This is a genomic window from Corynebacterium meridianum, assembly GCF_016342265.1.
Classification (GTDB): Bacteria; Actinomycetota; Actinomycetes; order Mycobacteriales; family Mycobacteriaceae; genus Corynebacterium; species Corynebacterium meridianum.
This window is the reverse complement of the sequence record NZ_JAEIOS010000015.1, coordinates 1-24,155: the sequence shown is the minus strand read 5'-3', so window position 1 is coordinate 24,155 and position 24,155 is coordinate 1. Positions and strand designations below refer to the sequence as shown.

Annotated in this window: 23 protein-coding genes; 12 read left to right on the top strand and 11 right to left on the bottom strand. The window is 66.3% G+C overall.

What is annotated here, in order from left to right; all coding sequences use genetic code 11:
• Window positions 1–16 precede the first annotated feature (16 nt).
• Window positions 17–625: a superoxide dismutase gene (locus tag JDV75_RS10225; protein ID WP_198739149.1), complete on the top strand. Its 609-nt coding sequence runs from the start codon at window positions 17–19 to the stop codon at window positions 623–625.
• Window positions 626–721: 96 nt separating this feature from the next.
• Here the strand turns inward: JDV75_RS10225 and JDV75_RS10220 are convergent, their stop codons facing one another.
• Window positions 722–1,633, bottom strand: coding sequence for a LysR substrate-binding domain-containing protein (locus JDV75_RS10220; protein ID WP_198739148.1), 912 nt, complete (start codon window positions 1,631–1,633; stop codon window positions 722–724).
• A gap of 87 nt (window positions 1,634–1,720) precedes the next feature.
• On the opposite strand from JDV75_RS10220, the gene JDV75_RS10215 reads away from it, so the two are divergent.
• The gene (locus JDV75_RS10215) at window positions 1,721–2,965 is read left to right on the top strand and encodes an MFS transporter (RefSeq protein ID WP_198739147.1); all 1,245 of its coding nucleotides are present in this window, start codon (window positions 1,721–1,723) and stop codon (window positions 2,963–2,965) included.
• 9 nt (window positions 2,966–2,974) lie between these two features.
• Window positions 2,975–4,345, top strand: coding sequence for a hypothetical protein (locus tag JDV75_RS10210; protein WP_198739146.1), 1,371 nt, complete (start codon window positions 2,975–2,977; stop codon window positions 4,343–4,345).
• Here the strand turns inward: JDV75_RS10210 and JDV75_RS10205 are convergent.
• On the bottom strand, window positions 4,335–5,864 hold the full coding sequence (locus tag JDV75_RS10205; protein ID WP_198739145.1) for a TM0106 family RecB-like putative nuclease: 1,530 nt from the start codon (window positions 5,862–5,864) through the stop codon (window positions 4,335–4,337). The two genes, JDV75_RS10210 and JDV75_RS10205, sit on opposite strands and share 11 nt — an antisense overlap.
• Window positions 5,865–5,948: 84 nt before the next feature.
• Between JDV75_RS10205 and JDV75_RS10200 the strand changes: the two genes are divergently transcribed.
• Both JDV75_RS10200 and JDV75_RS10195 read left to right on the top strand, forming a co-directional pair.
• Window positions 5,949–6,587, top strand: a complete 639-nt coding sequence (locus JDV75_RS10200) for a DUF6474 family protein (protein ID WP_198739144.1) — start codon at window positions 5,949–5,951, stop codon at window positions 6,585–6,587.
• Between the two features lie 543 nt (window positions 6,588–7,130).
• The gene (locus JDV75_RS10195; protein ID WP_198739143.1) at window positions 7,131–7,469 is read left to right on the top strand and encodes a histone-like nucleoid-structuring protein Lsr2; all 339 of its coding nucleotides are present in this window, start codon (window positions 7,131–7,133) and stop codon (window positions 7,467–7,469) included.
• 246 nt (window positions 7,470–7,715) lie between these two features.
• Here JDV75_RS10195 and JDV75_RS10190 read toward each other — a convergent pair whose 3' ends face one another.
• Window positions 7,716–8,354 (bottom strand): LuxR C-terminal-related transcriptional regulator, encoded by a 639-nt coding sequence (locus JDV75_RS10190; protein ID WP_198739142.1) that lies wholly within the window; start codon window positions 8,352–8,354, stop codon window positions 7,716–7,718.
• 91 nt (window positions 8,355–8,445) lie between these two features.
• Window positions 8,446–9,735 carry a sensor histidine kinase gene (locus JDV75_RS10185; RefSeq protein WP_232958458.1) on the bottom strand — a complete coding sequence of 430 codons (1,290 nt, stop codon included), beginning with the start codon at window positions 9,733–9,735 and terminating at the stop codon, window positions 8,446–8,448.
• Between JDV75_RS10185 and JDV75_RS10180 the strand changes: the two genes are divergently transcribed.
• Window positions 9,734–10,336 (top strand): DUF2020 domain-containing protein, encoded by a 603-nt coding sequence (locus JDV75_RS10180; RefSeq protein WP_198739141.1) that lies wholly within the window; start codon window positions 9,734–9,736, stop codon window positions 10,334–10,336. The genes JDV75_RS10185 and JDV75_RS10180 overlap by 2 nt on opposite strands.
• Here the strand turns inward: JDV75_RS10180 and JDV75_RS10175 are convergent.
• A complete protein-coding gene (locus tag JDV75_RS10175; RefSeq protein WP_198739140.1) occupies window positions 10,333–10,485 on the bottom strand; it encodes a hypothetical protein in 153 nt (50 codons plus the stop codon). The genes JDV75_RS10180 and JDV75_RS10175 overlap by 4 nt on opposite strands.
• Window position 10,486: 1 nt before the next feature.
• A complete protein-coding gene (locus JDV75_RS10170) occupies window positions 10,487–11,332 on the bottom strand; it encodes a class E sortase (protein ID WP_198739139.1) in 846 nt (281 codons plus the stop codon).
• 132 nt (window positions 11,333–11,464) lie between these two features.
• Between JDV75_RS10170 and yidC the strand changes: the two genes are divergently transcribed.
• Window positions 11,465–12,778, top strand: coding sequence for a membrane protein insertase YidC (yidC, locus tag JDV75_RS10165; RefSeq protein WP_198739138.1), 1,314 nt, complete (start codon window positions 11,465–11,467; stop codon window positions 12,776–12,778).
• Here the strand turns inward: yidC and JDV75_RS10160 are convergent.
• The 5 genes from JDV75_RS10160 to JDV75_RS10140 all read right to left on the bottom strand — a co-directional run bounded on the left by JDV75_RS10160 (window position 12,766) and on the right by JDV75_RS10140 (window position 16,420).
• Window positions 12,766–13,326 (bottom strand): TetR/AcrR family transcriptional regulator, encoded by a 561-nt coding sequence (locus JDV75_RS10160; RefSeq protein WP_232958479.1) that lies wholly within the window; start codon window positions 13,324–13,326, stop codon window positions 12,766–12,768. The two genes, yidC and JDV75_RS10160, sit on opposite strands and share 13 nt — an antisense overlap.
• 318 nt (window positions 13,327–13,644) lie before the next feature.
• Window positions 13,645–13,896: a GlsB/YeaQ/YmgE family stress response membrane protein gene (locus JDV75_RS10155; RefSeq protein WP_198739137.1), complete on the bottom strand. Its 252-nt coding sequence runs from the start codon at window positions 13,894–13,896 to the stop codon at window positions 13,645–13,647.
• A gap of 267 nt (window positions 13,897–14,163) precedes the next feature.
• Entirely contained in the window at window positions 14,164–15,090 is a 927-nt protein-coding gene (locus JDV75_RS10150) for a universal stress protein (protein WP_198739136.1), read from the bottom strand.
• Between the two features lie 121 nt (window positions 15,091–15,211).
• Window positions 15,212–16,228 (bottom strand): LLM class flavin-dependent oxidoreductase, encoded by a 1,017-nt coding sequence (locus JDV75_RS10145; RefSeq protein ID WP_198739135.1) that lies wholly within the window; start codon window positions 16,226–16,228, stop codon window positions 15,212–15,214.
• On the bottom strand, window positions 16,229–16,420 hold the full coding sequence (locus JDV75_RS10140) for a hypothetical protein (RefSeq protein ID WP_198739134.1): 192 nt from the start codon (window positions 16,418–16,420) through the stop codon (window positions 16,229–16,231).
• Here JDV75_RS10140 and JDV75_RS10135 point away from each other — a divergent pair.
• From JDV75_RS10135 to JDV75_RS10115, 5 genes are all read left to right on the top strand, one after another.
• The gene (locus JDV75_RS10135; RefSeq protein WP_198739133.1) at window positions 16,419–17,414 is read left to right on the top strand and encodes a pseudouridine synthase; all 996 of its coding nucleotides are present in this window, start codon (window positions 16,419–16,421) and stop codon (window positions 17,412–17,414) included. The genes JDV75_RS10140 and JDV75_RS10135 overlap by 2 nt on opposite strands.
• 166 nt (window positions 17,415–17,580) lie before the next feature.
• A complete protein-coding gene (locus JDV75_RS10130) occupies window positions 17,581–18,354 on the top strand; it encodes an ATP-binding cassette domain-containing protein (RefSeq protein ID WP_198739132.1) in 774 nt (257 codons plus the stop codon).
• 8 nt (window positions 18,355–18,362) lie between these two features.
• A complete protein-coding gene (locus JDV75_RS10125; protein ID WP_198739131.1) occupies window positions 18,363–20,960 on the top strand; it encodes an ABC transporter permease in 2,598 nt (865 codons plus the stop codon).
• Window positions 20,961–21,638: 678 nt separating this feature from the next.
• On the top strand, window positions 21,639–22,718 hold the full coding sequence (locus JDV75_RS10120; RefSeq protein ID WP_198739428.1) for a type IV toxin-antitoxin system AbiEi family antitoxin domain-containing protein: 1,080 nt from the start codon (window positions 21,639–21,641) through the stop codon (window positions 22,716–22,718).
• Window positions 22,715–23,449: a nucleotidyl transferase AbiEii/AbiGii toxin family protein gene (locus tag JDV75_RS10115; RefSeq protein WP_198739130.1), complete on the top strand. Its 735-nt coding sequence runs from the start codon at window positions 22,715–22,717 to the stop codon at window positions 23,447–23,449. The genes JDV75_RS10120 and JDV75_RS10115 overlap by 4 nt, the downstream gene beginning before the upstream one ends.
• The last annotated feature ends 706 nt before the right edge of the window (window positions 23,450–24,155 follow it).

Sequence of the window (24,155 nt, the reverse complement as noted above, 5' to 3'; positions counted from 1 at the left end):
ACGAAAGGATTTTCACATGACCACCTACTACGAGCTCCCCGAGCTGGATTACGCCTACGATGCCCTCGAGCCGCATATAGCCGCCGAGATCATGGAGCTGCACCACTCCAAGCATCACGCCAACTACGTCAAGGGCGCCAACGCAGCCATGGAGGCACTCGCCAAGGCCCGCGAGAACGGCACCATCGGCGACGAGGTCACCGCACTGTCGAAGAACCTCGCCTTCAACCTCGGTGGCCACACCAACCACTCCATCTTCTGGAAGAACCTCTCCCCCAACGGTGGCGGCGAGCCCACCGGTGAGCTGGCCGAGGCCATCGAGCGGGACTTCGGTTCCTTCGAGAAGTTCAAGGAGCACTTCTCCGGTGCCGCGCTGGGCCTGCAGGGCTCCGGCTGGGCGGTCCTGGGTTACGACCACATCGGTGGTCGCCTCGTCATCGAGCAGCTGACCGACCAGCAGGGCAACATCTCCGCCAACCTGACCCCGCTGCTCATGCTGGACATGTGGGAGCACGCCTTCTACCTCCAGTACAAGAACGTCAAGGCCGATTACGTCAAGGCCGTGTGGAACGTCTTCAACTGGGACGATGTCGCTGAGCGTTACGCCGGTGCCGCCAAGAAGTAGGGCACCACGAGATCTGACCGCCCACCGCTTTTGCCGGTGGGCGGTTTTTTTCGTGCCCGATCCACCGCACGTCACCCGCCGTGCCCCGCCGGCGGCTCAACCGCCGGCGGCTGAAACGAATTCCCGGAACCGGTCCACCGGCGGCGCGGGTGACGCCGCGGCACGCCAGACCAGCCCGAGTTCGCGGTGCGCCGGCGGATCCAGTGGGCGGAGCAGCAGGCCGGCCGGTGCGAGGTACGGATCGTTCATCGGCAGCAGTGCCACCCCGAGCCCCGCGCTGACCAGTCCGGCGACGGTGCTGAGCTCCATCGACTCGAACACGAGGTTCGGCCGGAAACCGGCCTCGATGGTCAGTTCCTCGAGCAGCTGCCGGGTACCGTAGCCGGCGCGCATCCCGATGAAGGGTTCCCCGGCCGCGTCCGACAGCGGAACCGGGCCGTCCTCCGCGGCGAGCCGGTGCCCCTCCGGGACAGCGAGGGCCAGTGGCTGGCGGTGCAGACGGAGCCAGCCGAGCGCGGCACCGTCCCCGCGGCTTTCATCCGGGCGTGGCCCGACGAGCGCCAGATCAGCGTCGTCCCGGAGCACCCGTTCCACGAGCTGTCGGACGGCACCCTGGTGGAGTTCGAACTGCACACCGGCGTGTTCCGCCCGGTAGGCGCGCAGCAGCCCGGGGACGAGCCAGGTCCCGAGGGAGTGCATGAAGTCGATGCGGACGGTGCCGCGTTCCGGGTCCATGAGTCGCTCCATGTCCGTCCGTGCGGCGGTGAATAGGGCGCTGATGCGACGGGCGTGGCCGAGGAAGGCCCGCCCGCGGGTGTTCAGCGTCAGCGTCCGCCCGGCGCGGTCGAACAGGTTCGTGCCGAGGTCCTCCTCCAGCCGGGCGATTCTCCGGGAGAGCGTCGGTTGGGGGATCCCGAGTTCTTCCGCGGTGGCGGTGAGATGGCCGGATTCGGCGAGCCGGATGAACGCTTCGAGGTCATCGAGCCGGGGTGAGGAACGGCGTGGCACGACCGACTCCTTCCATGCGTTAAATGCATCGTTTACCTACTTTATCCATATTTTACTAATTAGCCGGTGCGCGGCACGATGGACGCCATGAGCACCACCTCCCCCGCCGCCGACTCCACCGAGCTGCCGGAGGGCCTGCGACGCGGCGACGCCGACTACCGGCGGGCCGTCCTGGCGATGCTCGCCGCGGGCCTCGCCACCTTCAACGCGCTCTACTGCACGCAGGCGATGCTGCCCACGCTGACCACCGAGCTCGGTGTCACGCCCACCCAGTCCGCCCTGACGGTGTCGGCGACGACCGGTGCACTGGCACTCGCCATCGTGCCCGCCTCGATCCTCTCCGAACGCTTCGGCCGGGGGCGGGTCCTGGTGGCGTCGGTGATCGCGGCGGTGGCGCTCGGGGCGCTGCTCCCCTTCGCCCCGGGGATCTGGTGGCTGATAGCGGGCCGTGGGCTGCAGGGCGCGCTGCTGGCGGGTGTTCCCGCGGTGGCCATGACGTGGCTGTCCGAGGAACTCCACCCCGAGCACCTGTCCCGCGCGATGGGGATCTACGTCGCGGGCACGTCCCTCGGCGGGCTCATCGGCCGGATCGTGCCCGCCGGGGTCCTCGAGTTCGCGTCCTGGCGGTGGGCACTCGGTGCCGATGCCCTCGTCGCCGCACTCTTCGTCCTCGTGATCCTGCGGACACTGCCTGCGCAGCGTAGGTTCACCCGCAAGGAGCTCCACGTCCGCAGTGAGTTCGCCGCGATGGCCGGCCACTGGCGCAACCCCCGGCTGGCCGCACTGTTCGTCACCGCGTTTCTCGTCATGGGCGTGTTCGTGTCCTTCTACAACTACCTGGGCTTCCGGATGATCGACCGCTTCGGCCTCTCCGAGGCACTCGTCGGTGCACTGTTCGTCCTGTACCTGTCGGGGACGTGGTCCTCCGCACGGGCGGGCGCCTGGGCCTCCCGCTTCGGACCCGGCAAGGTGCTGGTCGGGATGGTCCTCGTCGCCCTGGCGGGCATCGGGATGGCGGTCTCCGGCAACCTGGCGGTCACCGTTGTCGGGACCCTGCTGTTCACCGCCGCCTTCTTCGCGGTGCACTCCACCGCATCCGGGTGGATCGGCCGACTCGCCACCGCCGACCGCGCCGAGGCATCGAGCATGTACCTGTTCTGCTACTACCTGGGTTCCTCGCTGGTGGGCTGGTTCTCCGGAACGGTCCTGGTCCGCGACGGATGGTCGGGGCTCATCGTCTGGCTGCTCGCACTCCTGGTGGTCCAGCTGCTCATCGCCGTCGCCCTCACCTGGGACCGGATCCGCCGCCACGCGGCGCGGAGGCGGGGTTAACCTGGCGGTATGCCCACGCCACCCGCCGACACCCCAGCGGTGCAGCCCGCATGGTCCCGCCGCCGGTGGATGCTGCGCGCCAACGCTCCCGTCGCCTGCTGGCTGCTGCTCCTGATCGTCGCCACCGTATCCGCCCGGACCGGTGGGGTGGGCACCTGGATCCCGGTGCACGCCCTCGGGATCGGGGTGATCACGACCTCGATCATGGTGTGGTCCCAGTACTTCACGGCGCGGTTCACCGGAAACCGACCCACGCGCGCGCACCAGGTCCGTCAGCTGTACCGGATCGGTGTGGTGAATGCCGGCACCGTGCTGCTGCTGGCGGGTCAGCTCCCGGCAACCGCGTCCCACCGGCTGTCCCTGACCGGCGCAGGGTTGGTCGCCGCCGGGGCGGTGCTCCACGGATGTTCCCTGGCAGCGCAGTACCACGCCGCGGAGCGGACCCGGCGATTCCGGCCCATCGTCGCCGTGTACGTGCTCGCCACGGTCTGCCTGCTGGGTGGCGTCACCGCGGGCACGCTCCTGATCGTCGGCGTGCCCGGCGCGTGGGCGGCGAGACTGTACACCGCCCATCTGCTTCTGAATCTCCCGGGCTTCGTCGGGTTGGCCGCGTTCGGCTCCCTCACGCTGATGTTCCCCGCGGTCTGGCGTACCCGCGGCGGTGATGATCGCACGGTCGCGGCCGCGGTCGTTCTGGGCTGCGGTCTGACCACCTCCGTGACCGGTGCGCTGGTCGGGGTGGCACCGGTCCTGGGGGCGGGCCTGGTGGTCTACGCCGTCGGGTGGGCGATCGCCGCCCTGCCGTGGCTGGGGAACGTCCGGGATGTCCTCGCGGATCCGCGCGACCGGCTGACGTTCGCCGCGTTCGCCGTCGTCGCCGCACCGGTGTGGTTGATCGTCGGTGTCCTCACCGCCGCCGCCGATGCCCTGCACGGGGGAGATGTCGCGGTCTCCCTGCCGGTACCGCCGCTGCTCGTGGGTTTCGGTGCGCAGCTGCTGATCGGGGTCCTGAGCTTCCTGGTTCCCTCCGTCATCGGTGGCGGGCCGGCCGCCGTCCGGCGGGGCATGGGTCTGCTGGACACCCTCGGGCTGCTGCGGTCCACGCTGCTCAACGGTGCGCTGGTGCTTCTCCAGCTCCCCCTCCCCCGGGACACGGGGCCCGTTCCCGCCGTGTTCGTCGCGTTGAGCCTCGGTGCCTTCCTCCCGCTCGCGGTCACCGCGGTGGTCGTACAGAGACACCGTCCGCAGGAGGCGCACGATCCGGGTACTCCGGCAACCGCAACGGGCCGGTACCGGCCGGCGTACGGTCAGATCGTGGTGGGGCTGATGGTTCTCGGCGGGCTCACCGGGCTGATTCTCGCGGGCGCATTCAGCCCATGAGGGGCGGGGTGCCCGGCGCGCCGACGGCCAGCCAGGCGCGGACGACGGACGTCGCCCGGCAGTCGTCGCCGTTGTAGCTGAGCAGCCGCCTCCTGGCTTCGGCCACCGCGGCGGGATCGGCATCGGTGTGCCCCGCGGCGATCCGGTACATGTCCACACTCGCCTCGCCGTCCAGCTCCGTCTCCGCCCAGGTGAATCCGGCCTGGGGCGCCACCGTCTTCAGCCCGAGGCCGCGGGGCCCGATGAGCTGGGCGCGGACGGCGGCGAACACGTCGACCCACTCATCCGAGGAGATGAACGCGGCGATCTCCGCCTCGGAGGGCACGCGGTGCCCCTCCGGGCTCACGTGGCCGCCGAAGCGGCGGGCACTGCTGGACAGCCAATGGTTCTCGCCGTGCCTGGCGTAGCAGAATGCCGCGAAACTGAGGCCCCGGGCGTGGGCGTCGTCGCGCACGGAGCACAACCAGGCCCAGAATCCCGCGAATGTGTCGGCCTCCGCGGCCGTTCCCAGGCCACCCCAGGTGACGAAGGGGTGGTAGTCGCGCCCGTCGAACGCGCCCCAGAGGTAGGCACCCTGGTCGAGGTATGCCTCCACGTCGATGTCGATCTCCACGTCGAACCGGGGGGCGCTGACCCGTTCCACGCGGCGCAGCACCGGGATCCGGGCCCGCCACGCCGCCGCGAGTGCGGAGGCCTCCCCGAGGTCCGCGTCGATCAGCTCACCCACGGTGTCGATCCCGCGCAGCCGGTACCGCTCCGCGCGATCCCCGGGGAACAGCAGCGAGATGTCGTCCGCCGCGGTGAGTCTCGGGCCGCAGTCGAACCAGAAGCGGCACTCGCCGCACTCCTTCAGCCGCCGTGGCCGATCAGGCAGGGAAGCGGCGAGAGCGGTCGACAACGCCGCCTGGTAGTGGCCGGTGTCCACCAGGAACGCCAGCTCCCGGTCCTGCCCGATGGCGGCCCCGCGTCCACTGTCGAGGCCGAACCCCGCCAACGCCCGGGCGGAGAGTCCCAGCCGGTAGCCGTCGACCGCGTGGTGCCGGAGCCGGTAGGCGCCGGTGGACGGGGCACCGAGCCCCAGCCGCGCGGTGGCGATGAGCGGCTGCTTCCGACCTTCCTCCGGGCGGGCGATGCGGTGGTTGGACACGATCACCGGGAGATAGCGCCCGTCACCGTCGCGGACGAGAACGTCCGGGGTGGCCCGCCAGCGGCGTCCGTCGGAGACTCCGGTGAACACCGCCCCGGTGATGATCGTGGTCTGCGCGGCGAGCGCCTCCAGCGTCTCGAGCTCGGCGTTCTCGTCGTCGGAGTCGATGTGCACGCGACTGAACCTCGGTGGATCCCACGGTTCCGGCGCAGTGGGCAGCAGCGCGAGGACACGGCTCTTGCCCGCCTCGGCGCGCTCGATACGACGCAGCGCGGCCTCGGTCGGTGACTGCCCGGCGAACCGGTACCGCTGTACCACCCGGTACCGGCAGCCGACGAGGTCCGACGGTTGCAATTCGATGTCCAGCTCCACAATGACAGTCAGCTTAACCCCACCTGCGGGTAGGCTAGAAAAGAAACGACCGCGACCACGTTAACGGGAGATCAGACAGACACCATGGGCATTTTCGAGGCGATCCGTAAGAGCCGGGCCAGAACCAAGGCGGAGATCAAGGCCGCGCAGGCCCGGGCGAAGTCTGAGGTCAAGCAGACCGCCAAACTCAACCACCGGCGCTCCAAGCTGCTGGCCAAGCAGGAGAAGGAACTGCTGAAAGCCGAGAAGAAGGGCCTGAAGGCCAAGCGGCGCCACGAGAAGAAGATGGCGCAGAACCAGCTGGCTCAGATCAGGCAGGGGCGGTTCAACACGCAGAGCGTGCGTCGCTATGCCGCCGCCGCCCGGATGGTCGTTCCGCTGGCGCTCCCCCTCATCTACCGGGGTGTCACCCTCGCGCGGGAGCAGGTGGAGAAGCAGCAGGCCCGCCGCAACGGCGTCACCACCGAACAGCTGGCCCGCTACTCGGGCCACGGGGCACCGTTGAAGGCCCGTATCGACGGCATCCGGGACAATCTCGAGTCAGCCCCCGTCGCCTCCGGTTTCCGGATCGACGCCAAGGACCGACTGGATGAGCTCGTCAGTGCGGTGAACAACGCCGAGTACCTGGCCCCCCACCAGCGCCGGCGGAGCCACAATACCGTCGCGCGGGAGCTGGATAATCTCGCCGCACAGATCCAGGAACGCCTGCAGAACCGGAGCTGATCCCGAGTCCCTCCCCTTCAGGCTGCCGCTCACCCGCACCTTCCGCGGGACAGCGGCAGCCTTTTCTGCGTACCGGAACCCAACGATTGAGCCGGACGGCGAAGTCCCGGTGGGGACCACAAATGGTGCGCCACGACGATCAATTAATTTACGACGGTGGCTCAGATTTCATCCATGGATTTCATCATGAAATTCTTAATATCTCTCAGGCGTAGCAGGCCCGCATTTAATTCCGGACGGCTATAGTTCGCACGTCGTGCGGGAATCAGTAAGTTCACGTGATCACCGGCCACATTGTGTAAATTACCGGAATCGTATAACCTCCAATTAAAGCGGCGAGTACAGCTGTATATCCTTTTACAACTTCGCGATACGATCTTCTTTCCCGGCACCGGACAGTTCCAGCCGAACCGGGCCGATAGAGCGAACAGGATTGCTGCGTATCCCGCCTCCACGCGCCCGGATATCCGAGTGTATCCGGGCAGAACATCATCGGATCTCCGTGGACCGATCACGAATCACGACAATGAAGGAGTCAACGGTATGGCACGACGGGAAATCACCCAGTACTTCGACGATCTGACCAAGACCCCCCTCTCCGAGGACGAACTGCACGTCGTGCACTTCTCCCTCGACGGGACGGACTACTCCGTGGACCTGAACGAGGAGCACGCCAACGAGCTCCGTGAGTCCCTGCAGCGCTACATCGAGGTCGGGCGTAAGCGCACCACGGGCAGCGGCCGCCAGCGCCGTCGCTCCAGCGGCGGATCCCGGAACCGCACCAAGGAGATCCGCCAGTGGGCCCGGGAGAACGGCTACGAGGTCGCCGACCGCGGTAAGATCCCGGACAACATCGTCGAAGCCTTCAACGCCGCCAACTGAGGCATTGCGGAAGCAGTTCCGTCCCTGGTCCGCCGGGTGACGGAAAAAGAAACGGTTGACACCGGTTACGCCGGGTCAACCGTTCTCCTTTTTTCGGAAACCACCGAATAGGTATTGCGGTTCGGGATTATTTCCAGAGGTTCTTCACCATTTGTCCAGTCATTCCCCAGTTGTCACAATCCGACCGCCTGACATGAGTTCGCCCCACCGGAAATAGATCGCTGGGGCGAACTCATGCCGGATTCGCTACAGCACTCCCTGTTCCCGGGCCGCTGCAACCGCGGAGGTACGTGAACGGACCCCGAGTTTGTCGTAGATGTGCACAAGGTGCGATTTCACGGTCGCTTCGGAAAGAAAAAGCACCTTTCCGATCTCCCGGTTCGATGAACCCGCCGCAACCAGTTTGAGAACCTCGAGTTCCCGTGGCGTGAGTGACGTCCGGGGGGTACGTACACGTGTCATCAGACGATTGGCGACAACCGGGGACAGCGCGGAATCACCTTCCGCCGCGGAACGCACCGCGGCCAGCAGTTCGGAGGGCGGCGCGTCCTTCAACAGATAACCGACGGCACCCGCCTCTATCGCGCCCATGATCTCCGCGTCGGTGTCGTAATTGGTCACCACCAGAACGTTCGGGGGATTCTTCATCGTCCGTTTGATCTCGGCGGTCGCATCCGCGCCGGTGGACACGAGCGTGCCCTCCGCGCCGGCGCCGAAGCGCAGGTCCATGAGGATGACATCCAGGCCCCCGGCCTGAGCGGCCGCGATCGCGCCCTCCGCGGTCGCCACCTCACCGACGACCTCGATGTCGTCGGTCTCCTCCAGCACGGCACGCAGACCCAGCCGGACAATCTCATGGTCATCAGCGAGCAAGACTCTGATCATCGTCTACTAACGTCTCTTCCCTTGTGTCTTTCACGGTATGTTCGCGGTGTTCCCGTACGGATCCGGGGTTGCCCACCGGCCGCCCTCCGCGCTACCGGACGGTCTCCTCCGGATGTTCACCGGGATCCTCGACCTGCGTGAGCGCCGTGGCACGCCGCTCCGGAGCCTGGGTGTCCTCCGCCACGGGTATGGCGATGGACACCGCGGTTCCCTGTCCCGGCGCAGATTCAACAGTCAGCGTACCGTGTTGCTCTGCAGCACGTTGCCGCATGGCGTCCAGACCGATGTGTCCCAGCCCCCGGGGCCGTTCCCCGACCGCCGCCGGATCGAAGCCGCACCCGTCATCCACGACATCCAGTCGGACCTCATCATCGCCGTAGGTGAGCGTGACGTGACAGCGGTCCGCAGCGGCGTGTTTCGCGACGTTGCCCATCGCGCCCTGCGCGATGCGCAGCAGTGACGCCTCCGTCCGCATCGGGAGCTGGTGCTCATCCCCCTCCACGGCGATCGTCACCTCTGTGCCGACGATCCCGTTGGCGACCCTGTGCAGGGCACCCTCGAGCGATGTCCGTGACAGTGCGGCGGGCTGCAGTGCGGCGATCATCGCCCGGGCCTCCCCGAGGTTGTCCGCAGCGGTGGTCCGCGCCTGGTCGATACGCTTCAGGATGGTCTCGGCCTCATCATCCCCGATCCCCGTCTTCTTCAGTTCCTGCTCGGCGACGTAGAGCAGCATCTGGATACTGGACAGACCCTGGGCCAGGGTGTCGTGGATCTCGTGGGCGATGCGCTGCCGCTCCGCGGCGATACCCGCCGCACGCTCGGTGTCCGCGAGCTGGGAGCGGGTCTCCAGCAGCTCCGCGATGAGCTCCTCGCGTTCGGCGGAGACCTTCCACAGCGTCTTGAACGCGTAGTCGATGCCGATGGACACCAGCGCCGCGACGGTCGGCCCGAGGATCGCGCCCGCGGTGAGATTGGTCCACTGCGAGAACACCGACACCGCCGTCGCCCCGATGACCGCGATGACCCCGCGAATGTCATCCAACACCTGCAGGTAGAGGAAGTACAGCGGGAACACCAGGTAGATGGCGGTGGGCTGCATCGGTATGAGCAGCACCCACAGGAGCGTCAGCGCCAGCAGCCAGATCTGGCTCTTCCCGCCCGACATGGTGTCGCGGAATCGCGAGCCGAGAATGTAGATCCCGGAGAACGCGGCGCACAGGGCCAGCGTGATGAGCAGCTGCAGGGCCCCGGACTTCACCGCGGCGAACGCCACCACGACCAGCAGCACCCCGGTGAGGATGTGGATACCCTGGCGGATGCTCTTCTCCCCGGGCGCGCCCGAGGTGCGGTCGACGGTTTCGGTCCCTACGCTAACTCCCATGCGCCGTACCTTACTTGCACTGTCCAGTCTGCTGCCGCTGCTCGCCGCGGTAGGTTGCGGAAGCCCGGCGGAGGAGCCGGCCCCGGTGACCGCGGCCCCGGCCCCCGGTCAGAATCCATCAGGGGACGCGCCGTCCGCGGACCCGGCCGCGCCAGCCGGGGATTCCGGTCTACCGGTCGATGAGATGCCGGTGATCCCGGGCGGCCGCGAATCCCGGACGGACTGCCCGTACCTCGACACCCGGTGGGTGGCGGACACGAACGGCCAGCGCGTGACCGGCGTCGGTATCGACGAGCGCTTCGACACCCCGGCGTGTGTCTACTGGTCGTATCCCGAGGAGCCGCAGTTGACCGTCATCGTCCGCCACATGGACTCGGTGGATGCCGCGACGGCGGTCGTGGACTGGGCGGCCCCGATCGCCTCCACCGACCCCGCGGAGGAGCCCGAGGGCTGGTCGGGTGGTCGGTTCGGTGGCAACGGGCACGCCCTGTACGCGGTACAGAAGGGGACCACCGCGGTGGTGGTGTTCTCCAACCAGGAACAGTCCATCAAACCGCAGCTTGTCGCAGAGCGGGTCATCGATCGCCTCGGGCTGGACTAGACCGAAACGTCGTTGTAGGGCATCAGGGTGGACACCCACGGGTAGACGACCTCCATCAGCAGGAGGAACACCGCCACGAGGAGAAGCAGCGCCACCAGGATCTTCACCGGCCGGGGTCCGGGAATGTGCCGCCAGATGAATCCGTACATGTCAGTTCTCCTCCAGCTCTACCGGACGGTAGCCGTCCTGCTTGGGGTCGGTGCGCACGAGCATCGCGTGCACGATCATCCGCTGTGCGTTGGAGAACCGCGGATGACAGGTCGTCATCGTCATCAGGCCCTCCATGTGCGGATCGGCCACCAGGTCGGGTTGCCCCGGGATCGGGTCGATCACCGACACGTCACCGGGGACGGTGATCAGCCTGCCGTCGACGGCGGCGTAGTCACCGGTGGCGACGCGCTCAACCTGGTCGGGCGTCAGGCACTCCGCGGCCGCCGCGCGCCGCTGCTCGCCTGTTTCCGCATCGACGGGAAGGATGCGGTAGATGTCCCACGAATCGCGGGTCTCGACGACGACCGGGTCGCAGGTGCGGAGATTCCCGAGATCATTGAAGGGAGCCCCCTTGCCGACGCGGTGGCCGGCCACGGCGAAGTTCCCGGGCTGACCCGGCATCTGGGTATCGGTGTACCGCCCCGGTCCCGCCAGTAGGTCGGCGTCCTCCGTACCTTCGACGATCGCGAAGTGGAAGTCGGGTCCGAAGGAGGGGACGTACATGCGGGCGAAGGCCTCGCCCAGAGCCAACTCCCGACGGACCCGGGGATTCTCCCGCGGACCCTCGGCTGCGTCCGGTGTCCCGGCCCAGCGCTCCTCGAGGTTCGACGCCACGCGGTCCTGTTCACGGCTGGCCTCCAGGTTCGTCCAGTAGGACTCGTAGAACGCGAACAGGAGCAGCAGCACCCCGGCCGTCAGCAGCAGCTCCCCGAGAAACTCCGTGACGCTGAAACGGCGTGACGGCGGCGAAGACTGTGGTGACGGGTCGGGCGCGCGGTGGCTCATGGGCAACCATCTTAGCGGCAGTGCTCCCCGGTCCAGCGGGTACTCCGTCCCCGTACTGGGATACGATCATGGGCGGCCCTCCTGCCTGCCCGGGCAGGCTACCCAGACAGTACGAGGAAAAGACCCCGCGCCATGCTCGAAGCCCTGATCTATCCGGTCTCCGGCGTGATGAAGCTCTGGCACATCGCGCTCCACTCCTGGATCGGACTGGATGATTCCCTCGCCTGGCTGCTCTCCCTGTTCGGACTGATAGTCACGGTCCGGCTCATCATCCTGCCCTTCGCGTGGACGCAGTACCGGTCCAACCGGATCTTCATCAACATGCGTCCGAAGCTGCGCAGGCTCACCGAGGAGTACGAGCTACGCACCGACGCGGAGGCCGAGGACGAGCTGAACGCCAGGCGCAAGGAGCTCTACAAGGAGCACCGCTACTCTCCCGCGGGCGGCTGTGTGCCCGCACTGATCCAGCTACCGGTGTTCATCGGGCTCTACCAGGTGCTGCTCCAGATGGCACGCCCCTCCGACGGTCTAGACTCGGTCCGGCACCGGCCCATCGGGTTCCTCACGTCGGATGATGTCGAGGCATTCCTCCACGGCCGGATCAACGGGGTCCCCATGCCGGCGTATCCGGCGATGTCGACCGAACAGCTCGCGGCGCTGGACACGAATCGGGAGACCGTGTTCGACTTCGTGCTGCCGTTCCTCATCGCCGCCGCGGTATTCACGTCGATCAACATGCTGGTGTCGATCTACCGCTCGCAGATCACCCTTGACCATGAGAGTGCGGCGGCCCGTCGGATCCAGAAGACCATGATCGTGATCGCCGTGGTGGTGCCGATCTTCCCGCTCAGCTTCGGCCTGACGGGCCCCGCCCCCGCGGCCATCGCGCTCTACTGGTTCGCGGGCAACCTGTGGACGATGTGCCAGACCATCATCCTCAACCTCGTCCTCGACCGGCGGCACCCCCTCACCGAGGAGTTCGCGGAGTTCCGGAACGAGTCGAGGAACCGGGTCCGGGAACAGCTCCGACGGGACCGCGCCGTCCGGAGGTCCATCCGCCGCCGCCGGTTGCTCATGCTGGTCATGCCCCACCGGATCGGGAGCCTGCACCGCATGAACGCCGACGCCCGCGCAGAGCGGAAGGCAGAGATCGACGCCCTGACCGCCGACAAGCGGGAGGCGAAGGAGAGACGACGCGCCGCGGTCCGGGAACGTGACCGGGAGAAGATTCGCCGGAAGCGGGAGGAGAAGGCGCGCAAGAAGAAGCTGCGTGCAGGCGGGGAGAAGGCTGCGGACCCCGCGCGGGACGACAGCCAGGAGAATGATTCGAACGCCACGGACGGGGCGACCACAGCCCCGGAAGACCCGGCCGATCCGCCGGTCGACGGCACCGGGGACAGCGGCGACGACCGGGCCCCCGACGGCCCTTCGGATCAGATGGAGTAGTCCGCCGGCGGAACCATAAGGAGCTGTTTGGCCAGTTCCCGGGCAGTCTGCAACGGTTCGACGCTGCGATTCAACCGGGCTCCGGCGAGACCACCGTCGAGGAAGATCAGCAGCTGGTTGGCCTGGGTCGTACCGGGGTAGCCGTTGAGTTGCGTCAGCAGGTCCACCATCGTCTGCAGCGTCCACCGGCGGTGTTCCTGCACCGCGGACACGATGCCGCGCTCACTCTCGGTTTCGGGGCGCGGGTACTCGTTCGCGGCGTTCTGGAAGTGTGAGCCCCGGAAATCCTGGCCCGGTTCCTCGTCGATCGCCTGATCGAAGAACGCGAGGATCTTGTCCACCGGATCCGTCATCTCGGCCGTCCGCCGCGCCCAGTCCGCCCGGGACTTCTCGTCGAGGTCCTGCAGGTAGGCGATGACGAGGGCGTCCTTGGACCCGAACAGCGAGTACAGCGAGGCCTTCGCGACATCAGCCTCACGCAGGATGCGGTCGATTCCGATCACCCGGATCCCCTCCGTGGTGAACAGGTTGGTCGCACTGGCGAGCAGCCGCTCCCGGGGGCTCGGCCGGTTGCGGCGACGACCGGTCCGTCCTCTTGAGGTAGACCGACCGGTTGGTTTATCGGGCTTGGTTGTCGCGGCTGCGATGACGCCCACATCCTTCCTGCGCTCGTCAACGGTGTCCGGCCTCCGCCCGGCTGCACAGACGCAGGCGGCGGGACCCGACACACTCGGCCCCGGGTCAGACCTGTCTCCCTCAACAATACCCCGGCCACGCGGAGGCGGGATACGACCCCACGGAAAAGCGGCCGGCCCCCGGGGATCCGGGTACCGGCCGCTGTTTCAGGGCTTCAACAGCCCCGCGAACTACTTGCGGATCGCCTGAACGATCGACAGCAGAATCACCGCGCCGACGAGGCAGGTGAGGAAGCTGAAGATCCAGCCGCCGCCACTGACGCCGACGAGGGTGAGCAGCCAGCCACCGAGAAGACCGCCGACGACACCGACGACGATGTTGAGGAGCAGGCCCTGCTGGGCATCGGTTCCCTTAATCTTGGAAGCGATCCAGCCGGCGAGTCCGCCGATGATGATCCAGCCGAGGAAAGAAAGACCGGGCATTGTAATCTCCTTAAATTTCTGTTGTCTGCGGAACCTGTCCGGCACCGACGGTGCGATCACCGCACCAGGGGCGGTACCGCCGGGAAACCGCAATGATGAACACCATTTAATATATGTGCCGAACGGTTCCGGGTAAACCTCCGAAACCGTTTGGCATCAAAGTGTTTCTCTACTGCAACCCCAGCGTTACCCACCCCCGGACGGATAAGAAAACGTGGAGCCCGGTCATGGCGGTGGGGGTACCCCCGACACGAACCGGGCGCCGCCCTACCCCTCAGCCTGCCCGCGGACGACCATCATCGGGCACGGAGCGGACTGGAGGAGCGCCCGGGACGTCGACCCGAGCAGCATGCCCTTGAAACCACCGCGCCCGTGGGAGCCAACGACCAGGAGCTGAGCCCCCTGCGCGGCGTCCGACAGGGCCCGCACCGGGCGGTCCCGCGTGACAACCTTCCGGACCGACACATCGGGGTACTCCGACGCGAAACCGGCGAGCCGCTGCGCGAGCAGCATCTCCTGCTCCTCCTCGATCGACGCCCACTGCTCCTGTGTGGCGGACAATCCGGCGAGGGAGGCCTGCACCTGCATGTCCATCCACGTGTGAACCGCGATGAGCTCGGCGCTCCGCGCCGATGCCTCGGCGAACGCGTACTCCACGGCCTTCTGCGATGTCCCGGAACCATCGACGCCGACGACGACCGGGCCGTGCCGGTTCTCGTCCCGGACACCGGAATCCTCCCGAACGACGACGACCGGACAGCTCGCGTGGCTCACCACGGCCGCGGACACCGATCCCATGACCATGCCGCTCAGGCCCCCGAGGCCACGGGAACCCATCACGATCATCGTCACCGACGGTGACATCTCCAGCAGCATGTCGATCGGGCTGCCCTCCGCCACCACGTGACCGATCTTCAGGGCGGGTGCGAGTTCGTGGGCGATGGCACGGGCCTCGTCGACCTTCTCCATCGTCTCCGCCTGGAGCTCATCGAAGATGGACTGCGGCGGCACCATGCCCTCCGCGTAGAGGAACTGGGGCATCGTGTAGCTCGCCGCGATGCGCAGGGGTACCCCCCGCTTGTCCGCGGTGTTGGCGGCCCAGCGGACCGCCACCTTCGACGCCTCCGAACCGTCCACCGCCACGACGACGATGTCCTCGCGGCGCGCATCACTGCCGTTGGTGTGCTGGGTCATCCCGATCACGACCTTTCTCGCCGGACCACATCCGGCCTCTGTCCGGTGCCCGTATCGGACACCATTTCCACCCCCCATCCTACCCGCGCATCATCGCCGGAGGAGGAAGGTGAAGTGCCCGTCACATGCCGCCTGCGCGTCGGGTCGCCCACTCTTCACCGACGAGCGCGAGGGACGCGCGACGAATGGTGGGATCATGCGCGTAGGTGACGGTGAGGATCTCGTCGAGCTCCAGCGGACCGGCCCAGTCGATGAGCTGATCAACCACCTCGACGGCTGTGCCGCACGCCGTCACACGGAGGGAATGGGCGACGCGCGACTGCAGGATCGGATGCAGCTCCGCGGTGTCCCCGGGCGCCACGAGTGGCCCCCGCCGACCGGTGAGCACACCGGCGAACGAGTGCTGCAGGGTGAGCAGCTGACGCCGGGCCTCCGCCGTCGTGTCGGCCGCCATGACATTCACCGCGGCGCTGATCCACGGCTCCGACACCTGGGCGGTGGGGGCTCCGGGATTGAAGTTCTCCCGGTACACGGCGAGCGCCTCGCGCAGGTGATCGGGGGCGAAGTGGCTGGCGAAGGAGAAGGGCAGTCCCAGCTCCGCCGCGGCCCGGGCCCCGCCCGTCGACGAGCCGAGGACGAACAGGTCGACCCCGACCCCCCGTCCGATGACGGCGGTCTCCCCCGGAGCTCCGGTGGTGGGGCCGAGATAGCCGTGGAGCTCGGTCACCTCCCGGGTGAAGTCCGCGAGATCCGCGGATCCCCGACGCAACCGTTCTGCGGTGCGGGCGTCGGTGCCCGGCGCGCGTCCCAGTCCACAGTCGATCCGCCCGGGATACATCACCGCCAGTGTGCCGATATCCTCGGCGACCTTGAGCGGTGCGTGGTTGGGCAGCATGATCCCCCCGGATCCCACGCGGATCCTGTCCGTCGACGCCGCGACGGCCCCCATGAGAACGGTCGTCGCGGAACAGGCGAGAGCGGGCGAGTTGTGGTGCTCCGCCAACCAGTAGCGCCGGTAGCCGTGCCTCTCGGCGGTCTGCGCGGCAGAGCAGGTGGCCCGGATCGCCTCCGCCGGACCGGACCCCGCGGAGACGGGGACGAGATCCAGGACGGAGAGGTCGGGCAGACGGTGACGCATCTAGGCGGTTGTCGCCTCCGTGGTCGTCTCGGCGACCGCCTTCGCGGCATCCGCGGCCTCCGGAACCCGGGGCGCCTCGGCGTTCGCCGGGTAGAGGAAGTGGTAGAGAACCCGCAGTACATCGCCGATGATCCTGCCGATTCCGTGGCTGAAGAACTCAGTGAGCTGAGCCATGAGAGTATTAATGTCCATGGGCCAAAGGATAGTACAGCGCCGCCGCCGACAGGCACCTCTGCCGATCCGCGACGGCCTCAACCCGTCCCGTGCCCAACTGCCCGAGGATGCGGCACCCGTGACAGCCCTCGCCTTCATCACGCAGCTCATCACCACGCAGACGCACCGCGCCACCGGCGACGATGCCGCCGCCATCCACGCACGTTTCACCGCCGGTGAAGTCGTCGATCCACAGGGTAGGCGCCTCCCCCCGGACAGGGTTCTCACCCCCGGACAGGACGTCTGGTTCTACCGCACCCCCGCACCCGAGACTCCCGTTCCAGGCGACTGCCGGATCATCCACCACGACGATCACCTCCTCGTCGTCGACAAGCCCCACTTCCTCGCGACGATGCCGCGCGGACGCCACATCACCGAGACCGCGGTGGTCCGGCTCCGCAGGTCCACCGGAATCCCCGATCTCACTCCCGCGCACCGCCTCGACCGACTCACCGCCGGTGTCCTCGTGCTCACGTGCGATCCGGCCGTGCGCGGCGCCTACCAGCAACTGTTCTCCTCCCGGGGAGTCCACAAGACCTACCGGGCGACAGCCACCCACCTGCCCGAACTGGCCGATGCCGTCGCCCGCGGCCCTGTCACCTGGGAACACCGGATAAACAAGACGAGGGGACGGCTGCAGGCGTACCTGGAGGACGGGGCGCCGAACGCGCGCACGGTCCTCAGCGCGGTGACCCCCGTGTCCGACGCCGAACAGTCGACCCTCGAATCCGTCCACGGGCCACTCCCCCGGCAGGCGCGCTACACCCTCCACCCGGAGACGGGACGCACCCACCAGCTCCGGTTGCACATGCTCACCGCGGGAGCACCGATCCTCGGCGACCCGCTCTACCCGGAAGTCCTCCCCGAGGATGCGGAGGACTTCCGCATCCCGATGCACCTCACGGCGACCGCCATCGAGTTCACCGATCCGATCGACGGACAACGCCGCTCATTCAGCTCCGAACGCGAGTGAACGCCCTCCCCTCGACCGACGCCGCGGCCCGGAACCAGGGACTCCCCTAAGGGTCTTCCCTGTACCCTTCCGCAACGGCAGGGTTTAGGCTTGGAGTGAGGCCTCCGGACAAAAGGAAAGCCCAGCATATCAGCGCCTTGCGCGTGAAAATCACCAAGGAGAGAATGTGAGCACTTCCACCGCCACCTCACCCGCGGAACAGGCCCCGAGCGGCGTGCCGGCAGCCCGGGCGGAGAATCTGGTCAAGCGATACGGTTCCGGGGACACCGTCGTCAACGCACTCGACGGTGTCTCAGTCACCCTCGAACGCGGTGAATTCACCGCGATCATGGGCCCCTCCGGCTCCGGGAAATCAACCCTGATGCACTGCATGGCCGGACTCGACGGTGTGACGGAGGGTGCCACGTTCATCGGCGACACAAATCTCGCGAACCTCCCCGACCGGCAGATCACCGCACTGCGGCGCGACCGCCTCGGCTTCGTGTTCCAGTCCTTCAACCTCGTCCCCACCCTCACCGCGGCGGAGAACATCACCCTCCCCGTCGACATCGCCGGCGGCACCGTCGACGCCGCCTGGTTCGACGAGGTGACCACCAGACTCGGCCTGTCGAAACGCCTCGATCACCGCCCCACCGAGCTGTCCGGCGGCCAGCAGCAGCGCGTCGCCGTGGCCCGCGCCCTGATCGGCCGCCCCGAGATCATCTTCGGTGACGAGCCCACCGGAAACCTCGACTCCAACTCCTCGTCCGAGGTCATGGACATTCTCCGGGCCGCAGTCGACGATCTCGACCAGACCGTCGTCATCGTCACCCACGACGCCAAGGCCGCCAGCTACGCCGACCGGGTGATCTTCCTCGCCGACGGCAGAATCGTCGACGAACTCACGGATCCCACCGCGGAGAGCATCCTCACCGTGATGGCCGACATCGAGAAGCTGTGAGCCGCACCATGAGCACATCCACCCACACAGGTCTGCGGAAACCCATGCGGACGATCTCCCTCCGGACGATCGCCGCGCACAAGCTCCGGCTCGCACTGACGATCCTCGCCGTCGTCCTCGGCACCGCGTTCATCGCCGGCTCGTCGATGTTCACCACGTCACTGTCCAACAGCTTCGCCAAGATCATCTCCACCCAGTACGACGACGTCGACATCGTGATCTCCAGCGAACGGAACGTCGGGCGTCAGGTCAGCGTCGACGACGTCAACAAGCTCCGCGAGCGCGACGACTTCACGAGTGTCGAGCTCATGGTCGAACCCGCACCGATCATCCTGGCCGGAACCGACGGCAAGGCCATCCAGACCGGCGGAGCCCCCTCAACCGCACTCTCCTACAATCCCGATGACGAACCCACGGACACCGTCACGCTCCTCGAGGGTGACTGGCCCGCGGACACCGACACCGTGGCCGTCAACGCGAGTGCCGCGGAACGCGGAAACATCAGCATCGGTGACAGCGTCACGGTGGTGACCCCCTCCGACCAGTTCGAGGTGACCGTCGTCGGTACCTTCGACTTCCCGACCGCCACCGGCGGATGGATCGGCGTCCTCCTCCCGGAGGACCAGTTCCTGCCGATCTACGCACCGGACGGCCGGGTGAACGCGGCCTCCGTCGTCCTCGATGACGGGGCCGACACCGCAGCGGTGGTGGATGAACTCAGGAACGAGTACCCCGACTACGTCATCGATGACGCACAGGTCCTCGTCGAACGACAGACGGAGGAACTGAAGAACGCCCTCAGCTTCATCAACTACTTCCTCTGGGCCTTCGCAGCCATCGCACTGCTGGTGGGCACGTTCATCATCTCGAACACCTTCGCCATGATCGTCGCCGAGCGGACCCGCGAGTTCGCGCTGCTCCGCAGCATCGGTGCATCCCGGTCCCAGATCACCCGGTCGGTCATCGGTGAAGCCGTCGTCGTCGGTCTCATCGGGTCCGCACTCGGCATCCTCCTCGGCATCGGTCTGGCCAAGGGACTCTTCTTCGCCCTGGAGAAGAAGGGGGTCGGAATGCCCGACAGCGGACTGTCCCTGACCCCGACGACCCTCATCGTGCCACTGGTGGTGGGTGCCGTCGTCACCGTACTCAGCGCCTGGGCGCCGGCACGCCGGGCCGGATCGATCCACCCCGTCGAGGCGATGCGCAGCGGGGACAGCTCCTCCCAGAACTCACTGCGGGTACGCACCATCGTCGGCGGGCTGATCACAGCCGTCGGCGCCGGCCTCTGCATGTTCGGTGCCTTCACCACCGGTATCGATGAGGTCAAGCACCGACTGATCTTCGTCGGCGTGGGCGCGCTGGCAGTCATCATCGGCGTGTGGCTCATCGGTCCCGCACTGTCCATCCCCGTGGTCGGCGGACTCGGCCGCGTGGTCGGCGCACCCTTCGGTGCCGTCGGCAAGCTCGCGTCGACAAATTCCCGGCGTAGCCCCCGCCGAACCGCCGCGACCGCCTTCGCCCTCACCCTGGGCCTGATGATGGTGAGCTCCATCGGCATGCTGGGCGCGACGATGCGCAACAGCATCGAGACCATCGTCGACGACGTCGTCACCTCCGACTACCTCGTCACGGGACAGAACTCCTCCGTGTTCAAGATCCCGTCATCGGTGGAGCCGAAAATCACGGAGCTCGATGAGGTCGGTGCCGCACACAGCGTGTACCTCGCCCCTCTCCTGGTCAACGGCGTCCCGATGTCCAAGACCTTCGGTGGCCCGCCCCGGACCTCGGTGGCGGACCTCAACCTCGACGCCGGCGAAGGCATGAAGGTGACCGTCAACTCGGGATCCGGCAACCTCAACGACGAAAAAGGCGTGGTCCTCTACGACGGGATCGCGAAGAACTTCAACCTCGGTGTCGGCGACAACGTCACCCTGTCGACGCTCGACGGCTCCAGGACCCTCGACGTCCCGATCCTGGGAACCTACGAGGAGATGCAGGCCGGCGGACCGGGAATCGTCAGTACCGCGGCAGCCAGGGAACTCCTCCCGATCGACCAGATGAGCGTGGAGATGATCCTCGTCGACGGGGCCGACGGAGTGGACTCCGCCGCCCTGGGACAGGCGCTGACGAACGCGATGGAGGACTACCTCGTGGTTCAGGTCATGTCGAAGGAGGACTACGCCAGCTCCCAGGCGAACCAGGTCGACCAACTGCTGGGCATCCTCTACGGTCTCCTCGGTCTCGCCGTGATCATCGCGGTCCTCGGTATCATCAACACCCTCGCGCTGTCGGTCACCGAGCGCAGACGGGAGATCGGTATGCTCCGGGCCCTAGGCACCCAGCGAAGCCAGATCCGCACGATGATCTACCTCGAATCCGTGGTGATCGCGCTGTTCGGTGCGATTCTCGGTGCCGCGGTCGGACTCGGCCTCGGGTGGTGCTTCACCCGCACCATCGGCGAGGACGCCCTCGAGACCATCATCATTCCGTGGGGCCAGCTTGGTGTGATGCTCGTGGGTTCCGCTGTCGTCGGCGTTATCGCGGCCGTCTGGCCGGGACACCGCGCGGCGAAGACGAAACCACTGGACGCCATCAGCGATCGCTGACCGGTCCACAGCTCCTATGGGAACGGATCACCGGAGATGGAATCCGGTGGTCCGTTCCCGCGTTTCGTACTCCTGGTGCCCCGGCACGTCTGATCCTCCGGGACCGTAACACCCCCGCACCTAATCCGGCCCATCCGGTACGGGAGGCAATCCGGGAAGAAGAGTTGCCACGGGTCCCGGGGACCCGCCGAGCTGCTCGTGCCCTCCGTTGGTCGAACGAGCGATGGAGGTGGTCTGCCTCCGACCAGCGGAGTCGCCCACCTGTCGACCAGATGGGAGGGTCGTCGGCCGAACCTTCAGGAGGCTCAGCCAGTCACCGGCTAATCGGGACAGAGTGTCGGGAACGCTGTTGAACCTGCGCATCCGGTGTCGGTGACTGCCGTAGATGCTCTCGGGTGGGAGACGATTGTCCCCACCCCACTCATCAAAATGATGAGGTGACATCCGGGTTGCTCGGTGGCACCGGGCCGGACGACGCGGTTTTCGGAGGTTCCTGCTTCCACTGGCGCAGCGGCACCGTGTCGGATGGCAGTTGGTCCGATTCGGGGCTCAAAAGTAGCCGCCCCATGGTGCATGTGTAGCTTTTATAGCTCACAGAAGTAACATGAAGATACGTTTACTACACCCAGGATGCAGTAAACGTAACTTCATCGCCACGTTTGCTGCTATGTTTACTGCCTGCGCTTTTCCGAGGTCCAACCTATACTTGCCGCCTACTCCTACCTGCAGCATGGTCTGGTTACCTCTGCACAGGCAGCGAAGGAGGGGATCGACACAACGACGCTGACCCGTCTGGCGCAGCGGGATTTTCTGCGTCGCATCCGTCGGGGGGTCTATATCCTGTCCAGTGTCGCGGAGGATCCACTCACTGAAATTCGGGCTGCGTGGTTGTCGACACGTCCAGCCGTACTGGCCGATGAACGTGTGAACGAGGGCAACCCGATCGTTGTTTCCCACGCCTCTGCGGTGAGCATGCTGGAATTGGGGGATATCACCCCTGCGTCGCATACGTTCACCTCGTCGAAACGCAAGCAATCCTCGGCCGCAGACATCACCCACCGCACCGCCGACCTGACCGATACGGACTGGATCGTTCTTGCGGGCATCCCCGTGACGACTGTCGCCCGAACGATCCGCGACATGGCCAAAGATCATCTCGACGGGGACCAGCTACATCACATCATCACTGACGCGATCCACGATCATCGCCTCAACCCGTCTACGCTGGCCCGGGTATTGGAACCGTACGCCCTTCACTATGGCTGTGATTCGGGAGATGATCTGGTTTCGGAATCACTGCGTCGGTTCCCTGAGCATGAGAGCGTAACAGAGTCGACGGAATACACCCTGAAATCAGTGAATTTTCAATGGGGCGATAATTCAGCGATCGCCGCGGCGCTGGCTTCACTGGCGCAACAGGCTGGCGGGCTCCGGCTGGAGGCGGCGAAGGCACCGGGACCAGTGTCGCCACAGTTCCAGGATGCTCTGGCGAGAATAGGGGATTTGAAGCGCATTTTTGACAGCACTGTACTCGCACAACAGATGGCCACCATCGTTGATCTCGGCGAGCGGTACCGGCGCGCCTCCACGATGAAGTACGCAAATCCGCCGATGGGCTGGCTGGAGCGGATACACGACACCGGAGACTCTCCGGGGAAGGGGACCCCCGGCCTGAATCGGGGGAGCATCGAAACGTGCGATGACGCAGCAGACAGCGACAACGATCCCCGTCGTGTCCGGGATGAGGACAGGAAATGAACTCCACGAGCCCTACCGAGCTCGTCCGCAGGCGAACCCAGCTTATGGCGAACCTACGTAATGAAGCTCGCAGGCAATCAGTAACCGCCGAGAATGTACAGCACCAGTTCGCCTTCGACATGTTCCTGTCCAGACTGTTCTCCCATGGCGACTGTCCGTGGGTTCTCAAGGGAGGAACGAGCCTTCTGCTGCGCATAGGTTCGGGCCGTCGCAGCCGTGACATCGATCTCGCCAGGCGGACGCAGACAGATCCTGGGAGAGCCTTGAAAGAGCTGCGGGTACTGGTCGATGATCCCGGTCCGACGGATCCCGACTTCCACTTCGAGTTGAAGGAACCGGTCAGGGACAACCGCGATCCGGGGGACTCTACTCGGGGGTCGTTCAAGGTTGTGCTCAATCTCGGGACTCTGCCGATCGTGTCGTTCAGTGTGGATATATCGACACAGCAGCACACGGATGCCCCCATTGAGAATGTCGAGTTGAACCCGGTGCTCGACTACGAGGGCCTTCCTGCGGGCACGGTCATTCGAATGGTCCCGGTCGAAAACGTCGCCGCCGACAAACTGTGTGCCTGCTACGAAAGTCACCGGAATGAACCGTCGACCCGATATCACGATCTGATTGATCTCGTTCGTATCGTCACCAGTCAACGCATGAATGCCGCGCTCCTGCGGGAGCTTATCGATAGCGAAGCCGGTGCCCGGGGCCTAACACCCTCCCCAGCACGATGACCAGTCCCGGCGGCGGGTGGGAGCTGGCGTATCCGAGACAAGCCAGCAAAGCAGCTGAGTTTCGCGCAGCGTTCCACCGCCTTGAAGCAGCACTCGAGGTTGTCGGAACCTGTCTCAATCATCCTGGGCCAGAAACCGGTGATAGAGATCTGGGATCCACAGAAGCATTCGTGGCTAGCCTAGCCTTCTCACCGCACAGGCGTCAGGCGCCGACGTACCGATACCCGACAACCGTGGAGCCGAATACTGCGTACCACCGACCCCGAGAAAAACACCTACTAAGCTCGGAGAGGAATTTTCGTGGATGCTGATCCCGAAGGGATGGGCATATTTCTCGCCGATGTACCACCCTCTGGTTAGTACATCGACCGGGAACCATACTGAACATCCGTAACGCCAACCAGACCGGAGGGACACCGGCCTGAATCGACCTGTACCGGGACCGACCTCCGGAGAAACAAGGCGCGAACTGGCTATACCCAGAAACCATTCCCTCACGATACTCCCGCGGATGTCTGTGCCGACCCCTTTTCGCCTCGGCCATCCTGTATACCCGGCCCCGGGGGGCGGTTGAATCACAAAGAGCACCGGCCCGGGCGGACATTCCTGTCAACCCGGGCCGGTGCCCTTATTGTTCTGTGAAGTTGTAGTGTCGGCGGTGTCCTACTCTCCCACACGCTCCCGCATGCAGTACCATCGGCGCTGG